Consider the following 17899-nt stretch of genomic DNA (forward strand, 5'->3'; position numbering starts at 1 on the left):
TTTTCTCCGGCATGTGTTAAGCAGAGTTTGCAATCCGCCGCCGGTTAAGTTAAATGCTAATTAACTTGTCTTCACTTATGGATTTACTCACCTGAATGAAAAAGAAAGCGCTGGCCCAGGTGACCGACTTTGACCTCAAACTGCTGCGCGTTTTCAAAACCGTCAGCGAGTGCGGCAGCTTTTCCGCCGCCGAAAGCCTGCTTGGCATTACGCGCTCGGCCATCAGCCTGCATATGAGCGATCTGGAAAAACGGCTGGGCATGCGCCTGTGCCAGCGCGGTCGCGCCGGGTTTGCGCTCACCGAGGAAGGGTGTGAAATTTTACGACACAGCGAGACCATGATGGCGGCGGTGGAAGATTTTCGTCAGCAGGTGAACCAGATGCATCAGCAGCTGCGCGGAGAGTTCAACATCGGCATCATCAATAATCTGGTGACGCAGCCGCGCATGCGTCTCACCCATGCACTGGCGGCGCTGCGGGAGAGCGGGGCAGGGATCCGTATCAACATCAGTATGTTAACCGCGGCGGATATCGAGCGAGGTCTGCTGGAAGGACGCCTGCACGTGGGCGCGCTGCCGATGGCGGCGCCGGTCTCCGGGCTGGCGTACGCACAGCTGTATGATGAACATGCGCAGCTCTATTGTAGCCACGCGCACCCGCTGTTTAACCAGGCGGAGCGGCCGGAACACCACGCGCTGGCGGCCTGCGATGCGATAGCGCCGCTGTTTCGCATGCCGGCGGAGGCGATTGCGCTGCATCAGCAGCTGAACTGCAGCGCCACCGCTTCCGATCGCGAAGGGATCGCATTTCTCATTCTCACCGGGCGCTATATCGGTTTCCTGCCGGACCACTACGCCGCGCAGTGGGTGGAGAAAAAGCAAATGCGCGCCCTCGCGCCGCAGCAGTTCCATTACCACAGTCAAATCGCGCTCGTCACCCGCCAGGGCCCGCGTCACAACGCCATCCTGCAACGCTTTTTGCAGGCGCTGGCGCTGGACGAGCCCGGCGCTTAGCGGAGGCGCTAAGGCATTCTAGTTACAACATACTGTTAGTTTGCTACATCAACCGGACGCCAGCACCGTGCGGCGCAAAGTCTGACAGACCTTAATGGCAGGCAGGGTGGCGAGAGAGAAGAGGGCGAAAAAAGGGGAGAACCGTACGTTCTCCCCTGAGATATTACTGCTTTATGCACGCAGCGGCTCGCCGCGCACCGGGCGATCGCCCGCCACGAAGTAGTCCGCTTCGCTGCGCGGCAGCGGCTGGCGACCACGAATGTTGTCGGCGATCTTCTCGCCAATCATGATGGTGGTGGCATTCAGGTTACCGGTGATGATCAGCGGCATGATTGAGGCGTCGACCACGCGCAGCCCCTGCAGGCCGTGTACGCGACCTTCGCCATCCACAACCGCCATCTCATCGCTGCCCATTTTACAGGTGCCGCACGGATGGTAAGCGGTCTCAGCATGGTTGCGCACAAACTCATCCAGCTGCTCGTCGCTCTGGCACTCCAGCCCCGGACTGATCTCTTTGCCGCGATACTTATCCAGCGCCGGCTGGTTGATGATTTGGCGCGTGATGCGGATGGCATCGCGGAACTCATGCCAGTCCTGCTCGTGTGCCATGTAGTTGAACAGAATCGCCGGATGCCGGCGCGGATCGCGCGACTTAATGCGCACGTGACCGCGGCTTGGCGAACGCATCGAACCGACGTGACACTGGAAACCGTGCGCTTCTACTGCATTCGAGCCGTTATAGTTAATCGCCACCGGCAGGAAGTGATACTGAATGTTGGGCCAGGCAAACTCTTCCCGGCTGCGGATAAAGCCACCGCCCTCAAACTGGTTGCTGGCGCCGATACCGGTGCCTTTGAATAGCCACTCAGCACCAATTTTCGGCTGGTTCCACCACTTCAGGGCCGGATAGAGCGATACCGGCTCTTTGCACTCGTACTGCAGGTACATCTCCAGATGATCCTGCAGGTTTTCACCGACGCCCGGCAGATCATGCACCAGCGGGATGTCGTGCTGCTTCAGCAATGCCGCCGCGCCAACGCCGGAGCGCTGCAGAATCTGCGGCGAGGCGATAGCACCGGCGCACAGCAGCACTTCACGCCGCGCATGCACGGTGTGCGACGTATCGCTGGCGCCGTGCAGATACTGCACGCCGACCGCGCGTTTGCCCTCGAACATAATGCGATCGGTGGTGGCGTGGGTGATGATTTTCAGGTTCGGACGCTGTTTTGCCGTATCCAGGTAACCGCGCGCGGTGCTGGAGCGGCGGCCCTGCGGCGTCACGAAACGGTCCATCGGACCAAATCCTTCCTGCTGATAACCGTTGAGATCGTCGGTACGCGGATAGCCCGCCTGCACGCCGGCTTCAATCATCGCGGCGAACAGCGGGTTGTTGCCAGGCTTACAGGTGGTGATGCTCACCGGGCCTTCGCCGCCGTGATAATCATTAGCACCGATATCGCGCGTTTCCGACTTGCGGTAGTAGGGCAGGCAGTCGCGGTAAGTCCAGTTTTCCAGTCCCGGCTGCTGCGCCCAGTTGTCGAGATCCATGGCGTTACCACGGATGTAGCACATGCCGTTGATCAGCGACGAACCGCCCAGCCCTTTACCGCGTCCGCACTCCATGCGGCGGTTATTCATGTGCGGCTCAGGCTCGGTTTCGTACGCCCAGTTGTAGCGTTTGCCCTGTAACGGCCAGGCCAGCGCCGCCGGCATTTGCGTGCGGAAATCAAAGCGGTAATCGGGACCGCCGGCCTCCAGCAGCAGGACGTTCACGCTGCTGTCTTCGGTCAGTCTTGTTGCCAAAACGTTCCCTGCGGATCCGGCTCCGATAATGATGTAATCAAATTCCATTAGTCGCTCCTCAGGTTAAGCTTGATTAAAATACCGACTGAAAACGGGTCAGTTCGACCTGCACAGACTTCACCTGGGTGTAGCTCTGCAGCGTCATCAGGCCATTCTCGCGGCCGATACCGGAGTGCTTGTAACCGCCCACCGGCATTTCAGCGGCGGATTCACCCCAGGTGTTGATCCAGCAAATGCCCGCTTCAATCTGGTGAATGACGCGGTGCGCGCGATTCAGATCCCGGGTGACCAGACCCGCAGCCAGGCCGTATTCGGTGGCATTGGCGCGGCGCACCACTTCTTCCTCGCTGTCGTAGGTCAGGATCGACATCACCGGTCCGAAAATCTCTTCGCGTACGATGGTCATCTCATCACGGCAATCGGTGAACACGGTCGGCTCTACCCAGGCACCGTTATCAAACGCCGCGCCGCTCATGCGTTTACCGCCGCACAGCAGGCGCGCGCCTTCGCTAATGCCGGATTCGATATAGCGCAACACATTGTCTCGATGCGGGAAGCTGACCAGCGGGCCGAAGTTGGTGGCCGGATCGTTGACATCGCCAGCTTTGATGCGCGCCACGCGTTCAGCGATTTTTGCTTCAAACGCCTGCTGCAATGCCGTCGGCACAAACACGCGCGTGCCGTTGGTGCACACCTGACCGGAGCTGTAGAAGTTCGCCATCATGGCGATGTCGGCGGCGAGATCGAGGTCGGCATCGTCAAACACGATCAGCGGCGATTTGCCGCCCAGCTCCATGGTCACCTCTTTCAGCGTGGAGCCGGCCGCGTTGGCCATCACTTTTTTGCCGCTGGCCACGCCTCCGGTGAAGGAAATTTTGTCGATGCCCGGATGGTCGGTCAGCAGCTGACCGGTCACCGCGCCGCGCCCGTTCAGCACGTTGAATACGCCATCCGGTACGCCGGCTTCGCTGTAGATTTCTGCCAGCTTCAGCGCGCTCAGCGGCGTCACTTCGCTGGGTTTAAAGATCATCGCGTTACCGGCCGCCAGCGCCGGCGCAGATTTCCACAGCGCGATCTGGATCGGATAGTTCCATGCGCCAATACCGGCGACCACGCCAAGCGGTTCGCGGCGCGTATAGACGAAGGAGGTATCACGCAGCGGGATCTGCTGGCCCTCCAGCGCCGGGATCAGGCCGGCGTAGTACTCCAGCACATCGGCACCGGTAACAATGTCCACCGCCTGGGTTTCACTCAGCGGTTTACCGGTGTCGAGGGTTTCCAGCGCCGCCAGCTCATCGTTACGCTCGCGCAGGATATCCACCGCACGGCGCAGGATGCGTGACCGCTCCATCGCCGTCATGGCCGCCCAGATTTTCTGGCCTTTTTGCGCGGCGGCGACCGCGCGATCGACATCCGCCTGCGCGGCTTCATGGACCTCGGCCAGCACTTCGCCATTGGCCGGGTTGATGGTCTTGAATGTGTCACCCGCTGCTGCGGCAACGTATTGACCATCAATGTATAAATGCTGCTCGGTGAATCGGGACATGGTTGCTCCTTCCTCAGTGATTCGCGGCACCAGCCAGCTGCTGGCGAATGAATTGGGTGGTGAGCGTTCTGGCAATCGCCAGATCAAACGGTTTGCCGCTCAGCGCGGCGCGCAGCCACAGGCCATCAATCAGCGAGGCCAGACCGTGCGCGGCCAGCCGCGCCTGCTCACGCGGCAGCTCGCGGCGAAACTCGGCAGCGAGCGTGGAAAACAGGCGACGGCTGCTGACGCGTTCCAGGCGACCCAGCTGCGGCTGATGCATGCTGCTGGCCCAGAAGTCCAGCCACGCTTTCATCGCCGCGCTGTGCACCTGGGTGTCGTCGAAGTTACCTTCGACAATCGCCAGCAGGCGCGCTTCGGTGCCGGCTCCCGTCAGCGGTTTCAGTCGCGCCGCCACCGCATCACGCAGCTGACGCGTCACGTCGCGCATGGTGGCTTCCAGCAAACCGTTTTTGTCTTTGAAGTAGTGGCTGATGATGCCGGTCGAGACGCCAGCGCGCCGCGCAATCTGCGCAATGGTCGCGTCATTGATCCCGACTTCGTTAATGGTACTCAGGGTCGCATCAATCAGTTGCCGACGACGTATCGGCTGCATTCCCACCTTTGGCATGACTCCAGCTCCACCGCAATGTAAGACCCCTATTAAAACTTTTTTTGATTGCACGTTCAATATAAAAAAGAAACTTGTTAGGATACTGTGCTTCGGTTGTTATAAAAGCGCAACGGGATGGTGAATGCTGAACCGTGCCGAACAATCAGGAGGGAAAACAGGAGAACGATACCGATAAGGCCGATCGCTACGGCCCTGCTACTTCATTGAATAATTACAGGAAATTAACCAGAGGTAACCGATGATTAATCCACCTGCCAGTGAAAAAGACAGAATCAATCCCGTGGTGTTTTACACCTCTGCCGGACTGATTCTGACATTTTCACTTGTCACCATTTTGTACAGCGATCTCGCTGCCGGCTGGATCCAGAGCGCCGTCAACTGGGTATCGTCCACTTTTGGCTGGTACTACATGCTGGCCGCCACGCTGTATATCGTCTTCGTCATCTATATGGCCTGTTCACGCTACGGCGCCATCAAGCTGGGCCCGGAGCAGTCCAAACCGGAATTCAGTCTGCTGAGCTGGTCGGCGATGCTGTTTGCCGCCGGCATCGGCATCGATTTGATGTTCTTCTCGGTGGCGGAACCGGTCACCCAGTATATGCAGCCGCCGGAAGGGGCCGGGCAGACCCTGGAAGCGGCGCGTCAGGCGATGGTGTGGACGCTGTTTCACTACGGTCTGACCGGCTGGTCGATGTATGCGCTGATGGGCATCGCGCTCGGCTACTTCAGCTACCGCTATAATCTGCCGCTCACTATTCGCTCGGCGCTCTATCCGATCTTCGGCAAGCGCATTAACGGCCCGATTGGCCACACGGTGGATATCGCGGCGGTGATCGGTACCATTTTTGGTATCGCCACCACGCTGGGTATCGGCGTGGTACAGCTCAACTACGGGCTGAAAGTGTTATTTGATGTGCCGGAAGGGCTGACGGCGCAGATGGCGCTGATTGTACTGTCGGTGGTGATCGCCACCATTTCGGTGACCTCGGGCGTGGATAAAGGCATCCGCATTCTGTCGGAGCTGAATGTCGCGCTGGCGCTTGGTCTGATTCTGTTTGTGTTGTTTATGGGCAAGACGGATTTCCTGCTCAACGCGCTGGTGCTGAACGTCGGTGATTACATCAACCGCTTTATGGGCATGACGCTCAACACCTTTGCGTTTGATCGTCCGACGCAGTGGATGAACAGCTGGACGCTGTTTTTCTGGGCGTGGTGGGTGGCGTGGTCGCCGTTTGTCGGCCTGTTCCTCGCCCGTATTTCCCGTGGCCGCACCATCCGTGAGTTTGTGCTCGGCACGCTGATTATCCCGTTCACCTTCACGCTGCTGTGGCTGTCGGTGTTCGGTAACGCGGCGCTGTACGAGATCATCCACGGTGATGCCGGTTTTGCCCAGGAAGTGATGGCGCATGCCGAGCGCGGGTTCTACAGCCTGCTGGCGCAGTACCCGGCGTTTAAGTTCAGCGCCTCGGTCGCCACCATTACCGGCATGCTGTTTTATGTTACCTCGGCGGATTCCGGCTCGCTGGTGCTGGGGAACTTCACCTCGAAGCTGAAAGACATCAACAGCGATGCGCCAAACTGGCTGCGCATTTTCTGGTCGGTGGCGATTGGCGTGCTGACCATGGGCATGCTGATGACCAACGGCATCTCTGCGCTGCAAAACACCACGGTGATCATGGGCCTGCCGTTCAGCTTCGTGATTTTCTTTGTGATGGCCGGGCTGTATAAATCACTCAAAGTGGAAGATCATCGCCGCGCCAGCGCCAGCCGTGATACCGCGCCCTATATTCCGGCGAGCAATGACCGTCTGAGCTGGAAAAAGCGGCTGTCGCGCCTGATGAACTACCCGGGCACGCGCTATACCCAGCAGATGATGGAAACCGTGATCTATCCGGCGATGCAGGATGTCGCTAAAGAGCTGGAGCTGCGCGGCGGTCGCGTATCGCTGGAGAGCGTTGCGCCGGAAGAGGGCCAGCCGCTGGGCTACCTTGATCTGCGCGTGCACCTCGGCGAGGAGCAGGATTTCGTCTATCAGGTGTGGCCGCAGCAGTACTCGGTGCCGGGCTTTACCTATCGCGCCCGCAGCGGTAAGTCGCACTATTACCGGCTGGAAACCTTCCTGCTGGAGGGTAGCCAGGGCAACGATCTGATGGACTACAACAAGGAGCAGGTGATCATCGACATTCTCGATCAGTACGAGCGTCACCTGAACTTTATCCATCTGCATCGTGAAGCGCCGGGCAGCAATATCACTTACCCGAGCGTGTAACAGTGCGGGCAGCCGTGCAAGGCGGCTGCCCGTTTAATCACGTGGCGTTCCTCGCATAATTGCCAGCGGCAGCTAGACTCACTAGCTGACCTGAAGGGGAACATAATGAAATTGGGTTTTGCGTGTAAGTACTTTGATTCTGAGGCTAAACAGCCATTTCCATTTAAAACCACCACCCGCACACGCTTTCTCGCTATGGAGCGTAACGCGGCGGCCACGCTGCTGCTGGCACTGGCACAAAATAACCTGCAGAACCTCTCTCTAACGCTGGAACAGCTGGCGCAGCAGCCTGATGCGTTGCGCATGATGCGCATCGGCAGCGATCTGCTGCCGCTGTACACCGTGCCGCTGGCCACTGAACTGTATGGCGATATTCTGCCCGAGCTGCAGCCGCTGTTTAGCCGCTGCGGCGAATTGGCCCGCGAGCACAACATTCGCCTGTCGTTCCATCCCGGCCAGTATACGGTGCTGGCTTCGGATAATGATGACGTGGTGGATCGGGCGCTGGAGGATGTCGAGTATCACACGCTGTGCGCGGTGCTGATGGGCTACGGCAGGCAGTTTCAGGATTTCAAAATCAACATCCACATGAACGGCAAACGCGGTATTGAGGGCTTTCGCGCGGCGTTTATGCGCCTCAGCCCGGAAGCCCGCAATATGCTGACGGTGGAAAATGACGAAATTTCCTGCTCGCTGGATGACGTCTTGCAGGCGCGTGCGCTGTGTCCGGTGGTGCTGGATATTCACCATCACTGGGTGAAAGAGAATCAGTTTATTCAGGCCAGCGATGCGCGCGTGGCGCTGATTCTGGAGTCGTGGCGCGGCGTGCGGCCGGTGCTGCACTATTCGATCGCCCAGGAAGGGCTGATCCCGGAGAGCGGCTTTCCCGATCAGGAGCAACTCGCCGCCTCAAAGCCGAAGCTGCGCGCCCATTCTGACTACTATTTCAACCAGACGCTGAATGACTGGGCGCTGTCGTTTGATCGCTTCGACATCATGTGCGAAGTCAAAATGAAGAACCTCGCGCGCGATCGCCTGTATGACTATGCGCAGACGCGCTGATTAACTGCTTACGGCGCCGTGATCACAATGGCGACGCGGCGATTTTGCGCCCGGCCCTGCGCAGTGTTATTGCTGGCGACCGGCGCGCTCATGCCCAGCCCGCGCGTCACGATGTTTTGCCGTGGAATCGCCGCGCCGGTAGCCCACTGATCGGCCACCGCGTTGGCGCGTTTCAGCGACAGCTGCTGGTTATAATCCGCTTTGCCGTAGTTATCGGTGTGGCCGTCAACGCGCAGATGTTCAATGCCGGTGGCGGCCAGGTTTTTCGCCATCAGCGCAATGCTGGCTTTGCTGGCGGGCGTCAGGTCAGATTCATTGATGCCAAACAGGATTTTATCGGACAGGCCCAGTCCCCAGCCTTCGGTGTTTTCGCTGAAGCCGGCGTCGCGCATCGCTTTAATCTGCGCGTCGCTAAAACGCCCGGTTGACTGACAGCCGACACAGGCCAGCACCATAACCAGCAAACATGATTTCAGTTTCATACGCGTACCTTACTCATTCCTTTGTTTTTATACATGTGCATATCGGCGCGCTCCAGAATCGACGCCACCGAATCGCCATGCTGCGACCAGGCGTAGCCGATGGTCACCGATGTGGTGATCTGCGTGCCTTCCGAAATCACAATCGATTGCGCGATTGCGGTACGAATATCTTCCGTCAGCTGCTGCAGATCGGCTTCTGAGGTGCGGCTGGTGATCAGCATGGCAAACTCGTCACCGCCCAGCCGCGCCACCAGATCGTCCTGATACGCCAGCGCGCTGAGGCGCGCCGCGATGGCCTTCAATACTTCATCACCGGCGGCATGGCCCCAGTTGTCGTTAATGCTCTTGAAGCGATCGCCGTCGAGAAACAGCAGCACAAAATTCTCATGCGCCAGCTGCTGATCCAGCAACTGCGACAGGCGGCCAACAAACGCCGAGCGGTTGGCCAGTCCGGTTAACGGATCCTCCAGCGCTTTGGCCGCCAGTGAACGGTTATCACGCAGCAGCGAGGCTTTTAGCGTCTGCATTTCACTCAGCAGCGAGTTGAGATCTTCGGAAAACAGCTGAAACTCTTTGGTCGGATTTTGCGGTACGCGCGTCGAGAAATCGCCAGAGCGAATCACGTAATGGATGGCGCTGGTGATATTGCGCAGCGAGCGCAGAATACCGCGATGCAGAAATTCACTCAGCAGGCAGGAAATCACCAGCACGCACAGCATACCGATGGATAAAATCATCACCGAATAGCGAATAAAATCGGCCGCACCGCTGACGGTGCCAGCCAGCATTAAATGGCCGACCTGGGTTTCGGCGTGATTAATTTCCACCGCCAGCGGCTGCTGATAAATCCAGCGACGCAGTAGCGTTTCATACCAGCCGCTCTCTTGCTGGCGATCGTGCCAGTCCACCAGTACGGTATTGCCCGCCGTGACCAGCTTCGCGGAGGCAAACATCCCTTCATTGCCGAGCAGGGTTATTTTGTTGCGGGCATCATAGCTGTCTTCAAATACCGTCGCGGCGGTCAGGCTGGTGCTGAGTGTGGCGGCAATGAGTTCGAGGTTTCTTTTCTCATAGCGTTTAATAAACAGTAAAGACGTCGATGTCAGCAGCAGCCAGCACAGCAGTAATATCACGGCGGCATTGACGGTGCTGATACGACGCAACTTATTGCGAATCGATGATTTATCTTTTTTTATGCTATCAAACTTCATCTTATTTGCTTCCTTTGCGGGACAGCAACAACACGTCCGGGCTCACTCTGACACCGCTGCGCGCCAGCGAGTCAAGGTTGACGGAAAATGCGGTGTGATCGCGGTTAAAGATCAGACAAAAGGCCGCGCCAACCGCACAGTCCGGGTTGTTTTCCGCGATGGACAGGACGGCTTTACCCTGTAGCATCGCCAGCAGTTCAGTTTGCTGCTGCGGCGTCTGATCGCCGAAGTAAATGGCATCGCAGCGCTGGCGGCTGAGTTCGCTGGTCTGGTTAATCCACACCACGCTGAACGGCGTCGGGCCCTGAGGCTGCGCAAGGTGCTGTGCTGAAGCGAATACGCACAGCTGTGGCGGCTGTGTTAACTGTGGCCAGTGGCTAAAACTGATGATGCCGCTGACGATGCGGTTAGCCTGATCGTCACGCTGAACCGCACTGTTTGCCGCCTGAGCAGCAGGAAAACAGAGGAGATAAATGAGAGAAAATACGGGAAGAAATGCGCGTAAGCCCTGCAATAAATAGAGCAGCTGGCTGTCGCCCTTCACCTTTAATTGTAGTTGTAACATAGCGCTATCTCTGAACAGCAACCGGGAAATAGTACCATCGCGCTGTACAAAAGAGTACCGCCGTACAGGCGCTGATACCGCGATCAGGCAGGTTAGAATAAATTCGTCAGGACCGGATTTAAATAGAGAGTTAAAAGAGTAATGAATAAAAACGCAGCAGAATAAGCGTATTAAGGCTGACTTCTGCCGGATATTCCCGCAGCAAAATTAGCGCAGCGGCGCGATTTTTCGCAAAATGAATTGTCCGGCGACGCCGGATATTCCCTTTGTGGCGCAATGGCCCTGAATTGAACAATCATTCAGCGCCATTCACCGCATTTTTTTAATTAAAATCCAAATCCCGGCCGTTGCTGGCAATGACCCGCTGATACCACCAGAAGGATTTTTTGCGCAGGCGGTTGAGCGTGCCGTTGCCGTGGTCGTCGCGATCGACATAGACAAATCCGTAGCGTTTACTCATTTCACCGGTCGACGCCGCGACCAGATCGATGCAGCCCCAGGTGGTGTAGCCCATCACCGGCACGCCGTCAGCAATCGCTTCACCCATGGCGCGAATGTGCTGTTGCAGGTAGCTGATGCGGTAATCGTCTGCAATTTCCCCGCTGGCATTGATTTCATCGTGCGCGCCGAGACCGTTTTCCACCAGAAACAGCGGCTTCTGATAGCGGTCGTACATCATATTCATGGTGATGCGCAGGCCAAGGGGATCAATGCCCCAGCCCCAGGCGCTGCGCGCCAGATGCGGATTGGTCAGTGACTTCACCACGTTGGCGGCGCTGCTGTTCTGTTCATTCATCTCTGCCGATGCGCAGCGCGAGGCGTAATAGCTGAAGGAGATGAAATCGACGGTGTGGCGCAGCAGTTCGCTATCGCCCTCCGCCATGACAATCTCCACGCCTTTCTCGCGGAATACCCGGGCGGCATAAGCGGGATAAGCGCCGCGCGCCTGGACGTCGATAAAGAATAGGTTCTCGCGATCTTTCTGTAACGCGGCCCACACATCTTCCGGCTTGCAGGACCACGGATAGAAGTTGCCGCCGGCCAGCATGCAGCCAATCTGATTCTGCGGATTGATCTCATGGGCGATTTTGGTTACCAGCGCGCTGGCGACCAGCTCATGATGCGCTGCCTGATATTTCACCTGTTCGTGATGTTCATCCGGCGCGAACACCAGACCGGCACCGGAGAACGGGCTGTGCAGCAGAATGTTGATCTCATTAAAGGTCAGCCAGTACTTCACCAGCCCATCAAACGCTTCGAAGCAGGTGCGAGCGTAGCGGGCGAAGAAATCGATCATTTTACGGTTGCGCCACGAGCCGTATTCGGTGACCAGATGCATTGGCACATCGAAGTGACACAGCGTGACCAGCGGTTCGATGCCGTATTTGCGGCACTCCTCAAAAACGCTGCGATAGAAGGCGATACCTTCCGCGTTCGGCGTCAGCTCATCGCCGTTGGGATAAATGCGGCTCCAGGCGATGGAGGTGCGAAACACCGTGAAGCCCATCTCCGCCATCAGGGCGATATCTTCTTTATAGCGGTGATAAAAATCGATGGCGTCGTGGCTCGGATAGAACTCATCGTCGCGCAGCGTAAAGCGCGGCTCCAGCCCCAGCTTAACCGCCATACGGTGCTCGCCGTGGGGAATCATGTCCACCGTGGTTAAGCCTTTACCGCCGGCGCGATAACTCCCCTCTGACTGGTTGGCGGCTAACGCGCCGCCCCATAAAAATCCCGCAGGAAATGTCACTTCAGACATCACTCACCTCAATCACAGTCCATTATTAATTCGCGCTGAGCGGCTTTGCCGCTTCCGGCTTGCCGGGGCGCGGCGCGGTCTCCGTCACCGGAATATCTTCAAAGCCAAGAATTAGCGTCAGAATGAACGACAGCACCACTGACAGCACCATCACGCCAGCCACCCAGACGATGCTCATCGGGTTGGTGGGATCGAAAAACTGGACGCTGGTAAACAGGCCCGGTGAGGCCATCGAGTGGCTGGCGAGGCCGCCAATGCCGGCCACCGCGCCACAGATAAAGCCGCTGATCAGGCTGGCAATCAGCGGACGTTTCAGGCGCACCGCCACGCCGTACAGCGCCGGTTCGGAAATGCCGGCGACGATGGCGGAAGCTGCCGCCGCGAACGCCGTCTGCCGCAGTTCCGGATTTTTGGTTTTGAACGCCACCGCCAGCGATGAGCCGCCCAGTGACAGGTTGGCGCCAATTTCCGATGGCATTACCATGCCTTCTTTGCCGGTCTCAGCGATGGTCTGAATAATGGTCGGGGTAAACACGCGATGCATGCCGGTCATCACCAGCAGCGGCCACAGCCCGCCCATGATCGCTACCGACAGCCAGCCGAGATAACCGTGAATGGTGTACACCAGCGCCGAAATGCCGCTACCGATCCAGATACCGAGTGGGCCAATAAAGACGATGGCGATGGGGGCAGCAATCAGCACAATCAGCATCGGTTTAAGGAAGTTTTTGGTTACCGCCGGGGTAAAGCGATCGACCCAGTATTCGATGTGCGACAGAATCCACGTCATTACCAGCGCGGGGATCACCGTGTAGGTATATTTCACCGCGGTGACCGGCACCGAGGCGAATTCCACCACCTGACCCTGCGCCGCTTTGGCCATCAGGTCGATAAAATTGGGATGCACCAGCACGCCAGCAATGGCAATCGCCAGCGACATATTGGTTTTAAATTTCAGCGCCGCCGAAGCCGCCACCATCACCGGCAGGAAGAAGAAGGCGCCGTCACCAATCACATTCAGGATGATCAGTGTCGACGAGCCTTTGGGCAGCACGCCGCTCATCTCCAGCATCATCGCCAGCAGTTTCACCATCGATCCGCCAATGATCGCCGGGATCAGCGGTGACATGGTGCCGACCAGCGCATCGAGAATGCCCGCGCCGATACTGCGCAACGTGATTTTCCGTTTCACCGGCGCGCTGCCGCTGTTGCCTGGCGTGCCAAGTTTCATCACTTCATGAAAGGCGAGATTGACGTTGTTGCCGATGATCACCTGACACTGGCTGTCGGTGTGCACCACGCCCATTACGCCGGGAATGGCTTTCAGTGTGGCGTTGTCGACGCGCGCGCTGTCTTTCACCACGAAGCGCAGGCGTGTCATGCAGTGGGTAACGGCTTCAATATTCTCTAATCCGCCGAGCGAGGCCACAATGGCTCGTGCGGCGTCAGCGTAGTTGGTCGCCATGAATGTTTGTCTCTGATTGTAGGGTAGAGGAAACGTCGGTTTCGTCTGGCTGTTATGTGTTCATGAGAAACCGGTTTCACAAAATCATGAACAGGCGCATTCATTCAGGCAAGAAAAATCACTATCTTCGTTTTAATTTTGTGATATTGATCGGCTGGCGTGCGGCGGGATCTTCACCCGCAGGCGCAGGGCGACAAGAAAATTCCCCGTCTTATTCATCGCTTAGGTACACTGAGGCGATGAGCAGCGAAGCAGAGTGAAGCATGGCAACCATACTTGAGGTGGCAAAAAAGGCCGGCGTGTCAAAAGCGACGGTGTCGCGCGTGTTGTCCGGTAACGGCTACGTCAGCCAGGAGAAGCGCGATCGGGTGTACCAGGCGATTGCCGAGACCGGCTTCCGGCCGAATTTGCTGGCGCGCAATCTGGCGACTAAATCCAGCCAGACCATCGGCCTGGTGATCACCAACACGCTGTATACCGGCAGCTATTTCAGCGAAATGATGCAGCATTCGGCGCGTATTCTTGAGCAGCAGGGCCGTCAGCTACTGCTGGTGGACGGCAAACACAGCGCCGAAGAGGAGCGTGCGGCGATTCAGTTTCTGCTCGATCTGCGCTGCGATGGCGTGATCATCTATCCGCGTTTTCTCACCATCGATGAGATGGACAGCATCATTGCCCAGCACCGCCATCCGATTCTGGTGATCAACCGGCGGCTGCGTCAGCACGACAGTTACTGCATCTACTCCGATCAGCAGCGCACCAGCGCCGAGGCGGTGGCGCAGCTGATTGCGCTCGGCCATCGCGATATCGCTTTTATCACCGGATCGCTCGACTCGCCGACCGGGCGCGAGCGGCTGGCGGGTTATCACGCGGCACTGGCGCAGCATCAGCTGGTGGCGGATGACGCACTGGTAGTGGAAGGCAAATGGCAGGCGCAGCACGGGGCAGCGGCGGTGGAAGCGCTGCTGGCGCGCGGTAAACCGTTCAGCGCGCTGGTCGCCAGTAACGATGAGATGGCGGTGGGCGCGCTGAAAGCGCTGGCGGCGCATAACATCCGCGTGCCGCAGCAGGTGGCGGTGCTGGGTTTCGACGATATACCGCTGGCGCCCTATACCATTCCGGCGCTGGCCAGCGTGCGCATGCCGGTGACCGGCATGATCGAGGAGACCATTGAACGCCTGGTGTCGATGCTCGACGGCGGCGAAATGCGTAACCGCAAAACCTTTGCCGGCGAGCTGATTCTGCGCGAATCTATCGGTCCCGGCCCGTTTTATCCTGGCTGAAATCAGGCGTTCAGCAGCGCCTGCTTAAACGAATAGATGTGCACGCGCGCGGCGTCTTCTGCCCGTGTTACGTCACCCTGCGCCAGCGCCGCAATGATTGCGTCATGCTCGGCAATCACCTCCTGCATGTGCTGCGCGCTCGACAGGGTGGTTGCCCAGAAGCGCTGCGCCTGGGCGTGAATGATGCTGAGAATATCTGACAGACGACCGTTGCCGGCGATGTCAGCCAGCACCTGATGAAACTCGCGGTCCAGCAGCATCATCTGCTCACGATCGCGCGCCACGCTGGCGGCGGCGATGCGCTGATTCAGCGCCTGTAGCTGGGCAATCTGCGCCGGATTCACGCGCTGCGTCGCCAGCCGCAGGCACAGCGCTTCATTTACCAGCCGCACTTCAATCAGCTCCAGCGCATCGTCAATCGACAGCGGTGCCACCATCACCCCTTTACGCGGGATAATCTGCAGTAACCCTTCAGTCGCCAGCCGATGTACTGCCTGGTTAACCGGCGTGCGGCCCATTGCCAGATCCTCCATCACCTGCGCGGTATTGAGATATTCACCTGGCTTATAGCGCAGCGTAATCAGGCGATGCCTGAACGCCAGATAGGCCTGTTCATTCAATGAAACGCTTTTTTGTCCGGCCTGTGACTTCACATTTTCAGCAACTGAATCACTCATCACGCAGATCCTTATTTGGGTACTGAGACATCTTACACAAAAACCTGGCATGAAAATGGCTATCTTGAAATTGCAGTGAAATTTCACACGCATTTTTCATCAGGAGATCATCGCATGCATTTACGCTTTACAACCGACTCACAAGCCGCCCCGGTGCTGGATGTCGACATTAAGCAGCTGGTCATTGCCGGATGGGTTGGCCGCGACCAGGCGGCAGTGCTGCACCATATCAGGGAGCTGGAGGCGCTGGGCGTGCCCGCACCTGGTGCAGTCCCGCTGTTTTATCGCGTAGCCACCCAGCAGCTGGCGCAGCACAGCCCGCTGGAAGTGGTGGGCGAGCAAACCTCCGGCGAAGCCGAGCCGTTTGTGTTTTTCCATCGCGGCGAATATTGGGTGTCGCTGATTTCCGATCACACTGACCGTCACCTGGAAACCTTCAGCGTGGCACTGTCGAAACAGGCCTGCGTTAAGCCGGTCGCCGGTCATGCGTGGCGTATGGCAGAGGTTGAGCCGCACTGGGATCGGCTGGAGCTGCGTGCGTGGATCAAAGTCAACGGCGACTGGGTGACTTATCAGCAGGGCACGCTGGCGTCTCTGCTCACGCCGATGGATCTGCTGGCGCGCTATTTCGGCGATCGCCCGGTCAGCGAAGGCTTTGCGATGTCATGCGGCACGTTGAGCGCGATTGGCGGCATCCGTCCGGCCAGCGAGTTCCGCATGGCGCTGCACGATCCGCTGCTGAATCGCACGCTGGAACACCACTATGTCACCGGCGCGCTGCCGGTGATTGCCTGAGGAGACGCGTATGACCACCTTATGGCAGGCGAGCCAGCAACTGCGCGCCGGAGACCTTACCGCAAGCGCCGCGACGCAACAGGCACTACGCGCCGCCGAGCAGCCATCGGGCGAAGGCGCACGCGTGTTTACGCGGACCTACGCTGACAACGCCGTTCAGCAGGCGCAGCAGGCTGATGCGCGCTGGCAACAGCAGCAGCCGCGCAGCCCGATTGACGGACTGCCAGTCAGCATCAAAGACCTGTTTGATGTGGCGGACGAACCCACCTGCGCCGGCTCGCGCGTGCTGGCGGATGCGCCGCCCGCCGCGCGCGACGCGCATATCGTGCAGCAGCTGAAACAGGCCGGTGCCGCTATCGTCGGCAAAACCAACATGACCGAGTTCGCTTTTTCCGGGCTCGGTATCAATCCGCACTACGGCACGCCAGCTAACCCATGGCAGCGCGGCGAAAAACGCATTCCCGGCGGTTCTTCATCCGGCGCGGCGGTGGCGGTGGCCGACGGCATGTGCCTCGCGGCGGTCGGCACGGACACCGGCGGCTCGGTGCGGATACCGGCGGCGCTGTGTGGGCTGACCGGCTTCAAACCCAGCGCCAGCCGCATCAATCAGGCTGGCACGCTACCGCTATCGGCGGCACTCGACAGTATTGGCGTAATTGCCCATGACGTGCGCAGCTGCTGGCTGCTCGACAGCGTCATCGCCGATCGGCCTTTGCAGCTGGCAGAGCGTGATATCACGCGGGCGCACTTTGCGATTCCACAGACCCGGGTGCTGGACGGGCTGGATCTCGCGGTCAGCCAGGCGTGGCACCACGCGCTGGCACAGCTGCGCGCGCAGGGTGCCACGCTCACCGAGCTGCCGCTGCCTGAACTGGCGGAACTGGAAACCATGAACGCCCGAGGCGGCATCACCGCCTGGGAAGCCTGGCAGTGGCATCAGTCGCTGCTGCAGTCGCACGCGGCGGGTTATGACCCGCAGGTGCGGATGCGCATTGAGCGCGGCGCGTTGCTGAATGAGGCTGACGCACAACTGTTGTATCAGCAGCGCGCCGACTGGCGGCAGCGGGTGGAGCAGGCGGTGGCACCGTTCGATGGCCTGCTGCTGCCCACCGTGCCGCTGATTGCGCCGACCATCGCCGAACTCGACGACCCGGAGCGCTATCGCCAGGTCAACCTGCTGATGCTGCGCAACACCAGCGTGATCAACATGCTGGACGGCTGCGCCATCTCCCTGCCTTGTCATCAGCCCGGCAGTGCGCCGGTGGGTCTGATGCTGGCCGCCACCCATGGCCACGATGCCGCGCTGCTCAGCTGGGCGCTGGCGCTTGAATCCATCCTGCAACGGAGTCTCTGAAA

Annotated in this window: 15 protein-coding genes; 6 read left to right on the top strand and 9 right to left on the bottom strand. The window is 58.8% G+C overall.

Annotated features, from left to right (window positions below; all coding sequences use genetic code 11):
* The first annotated feature begins 95 nt into the window (after nucleotides 1–95).
* Complete coding sequence (locus E7738_RS21615) at nucleotides 96–1013, top strand: LysR family transcriptional regulator (RefSeq protein ID WP_394516433.1); 918 nt, start codon at nucleotides 96–98, stop codon at nucleotides 1011–1013.
* Nucleotides 1014–1184: 171 nt separating this feature from the next.
* Here the strand turns inward: E7738_RS21615 and betA are convergent, their stop codons facing one another.
* The 3 genes from betA to betI are packed head-to-tail and all read right to left on the bottom strand — an operon-like array spanning nucleotide 1185 to nucleotide 4972.
* On the bottom strand, nucleotides 1185–2864 hold the full coding sequence (betA, locus tag E7738_RS21620; protein WP_238562275.1) for a choline dehydrogenase: 1680 nt from the start codon (nucleotides 2862–2864) through the stop codon (nucleotides 1185–1187).
* Between the two features lie 25 nt (nucleotides 2865–2889).
* Nucleotides 2890–4362, bottom strand: a complete 1473-nt coding sequence (betB, locus tag E7738_RS21625) for a betaine-aldehyde dehydrogenase (RefSeq protein WP_394516434.1) — start codon at nucleotides 4360–4362, stop codon at nucleotides 2890–2892.
* A gap of 13 nt (nucleotides 4363–4375) precedes the next feature.
* Entirely contained in the window at nucleotides 4376–4972 is a 597-nt protein-coding gene (gene betI, locus E7738_RS21630; protein ID WP_150059071.1) for a transcriptional regulator BetI, read from the bottom strand.
* 241 nt (nucleotides 4973–5213) lie between these two features.
* On the opposite strand from betI, the gene E7738_RS21635 reads away from it, so the two are divergent.
* Both E7738_RS21635 and E7738_RS21640 read left to right on the top strand, forming a co-directional pair.
* Entirely contained in the window at nucleotides 5214–7244 is a 2031-nt protein-coding gene (locus E7738_RS21635) for a choline transporter (RefSeq protein WP_021509525.1), read from the top strand.
* 105 nt (nucleotides 7245–7349) lie between these two features.
* Entirely contained in the window at nucleotides 7350–8306 is a 957-nt protein-coding gene (locus E7738_RS21640) for an apurinic/apyrimidinic endonuclease family protein (protein ID WP_394516435.1), read from the top strand.
* Between the two features lie 8 nt (nucleotides 8307–8314).
* Here the strand turns inward: E7738_RS21640 and E7738_RS21645 are convergent, their stop codons facing one another.
* The 5 genes from E7738_RS21645 to ascF form a co-directional block, all read right to left on the bottom strand.
* Nucleotides 8315–8788, bottom strand: coding sequence for an OmpA family protein (locus E7738_RS21645; protein ID WP_325924273.1), 474 nt, complete (start codon nucleotides 8786–8788; stop codon nucleotides 8315–8317).
* Entirely contained in the window at nucleotides 8785–9999 is a 1215-nt protein-coding gene (locus E7738_RS21650) for a diguanylate cyclase domain-containing protein (RefSeq protein WP_241798489.1), read from the bottom strand. Before E7738_RS21650 ends, E7738_RS21645 begins: the two co-directional genes overlap by 4 nt.
* 1 nt (nucleotide 10000) lies before the next feature.
* Nucleotides 10001–10564: a YfiR family protein gene (locus E7738_RS21655; protein ID WP_058775074.1), complete on the bottom strand. Its 564-nt coding sequence runs from the start codon at nucleotides 10562–10564 to the stop codon at nucleotides 10001–10003.
* A gap of 322 nt (nucleotides 10565–10886) precedes the next feature.
* Nucleotides 10887–12323 (bottom strand): 6-phospho-beta-glucosidase, encoded by a 1437-nt coding sequence (locus tag E7738_RS21660; protein WP_278426915.1) that lies wholly within the window; start codon nucleotides 12321–12323, stop codon nucleotides 10887–10889.
* A 25-nt stretch (nucleotides 12324–12348) separates the two neighbouring features.
* Nucleotides 12349–13788: a PTS cellobiose/arbutin/salicin transporter subunit IIBC gene (ascF, locus tag E7738_RS21665; protein WP_394516436.1), complete on the bottom strand. Its 1440-nt coding sequence runs from the start codon at nucleotides 13786–13788 to the stop codon at nucleotides 12349–12351.
* A 263-nt stretch (nucleotides 13789–14051) separates the two neighbouring features.
* Between ascF and E7738_RS21670 the strand changes: the two genes are divergently transcribed.
* Nucleotides 14052–15071: a LacI family DNA-binding transcriptional regulator gene (locus tag E7738_RS21670; RefSeq protein ID WP_394516437.1), complete on the top strand. Its 1020-nt coding sequence runs from the start codon at nucleotides 14052–14054 to the stop codon at nucleotides 15069–15071.
* 2 nt (nucleotides 15072–15073) lie between these two features.
* Here E7738_RS21670 and E7738_RS21675 read toward each other — a convergent pair whose 3' ends face one another.
* On the bottom strand, nucleotides 15074–15748 hold the full coding sequence (locus E7738_RS21675) for a GntR family transcriptional regulator (RefSeq protein WP_058770544.1): 675 nt from the start codon (nucleotides 15746–15748) through the stop codon (nucleotides 15074–15076).
* 114 nt (nucleotides 15749–15862) lie between these two features.
* Between E7738_RS21675 and E7738_RS21680 the strand changes: the two genes are divergently transcribed.
* Both E7738_RS21680 and E7738_RS21685 read left to right on the top strand, forming a co-directional pair.
* Nucleotides 15863–16543, top strand: coding sequence for a DUF2848 domain-containing protein (locus E7738_RS21680; RefSeq protein WP_127834846.1), 681 nt, complete (start codon nucleotides 15863–15865; stop codon nucleotides 16541–16543).
* A gap of 10 nt (nucleotides 16544–16553) precedes the next feature.
* Nucleotides 16554–17897, top strand: a complete 1344-nt coding sequence (locus E7738_RS21685) for an amidase (protein ID WP_394516438.1) — start codon at nucleotides 16554–16556, stop codon at nucleotides 17895–17897.
* Nucleotides 17898–17899 lie beyond the last annotated feature (2 nt).

This window comes from Pantoea sp. SGAir0430 (genome assembly GCF_043549295.1).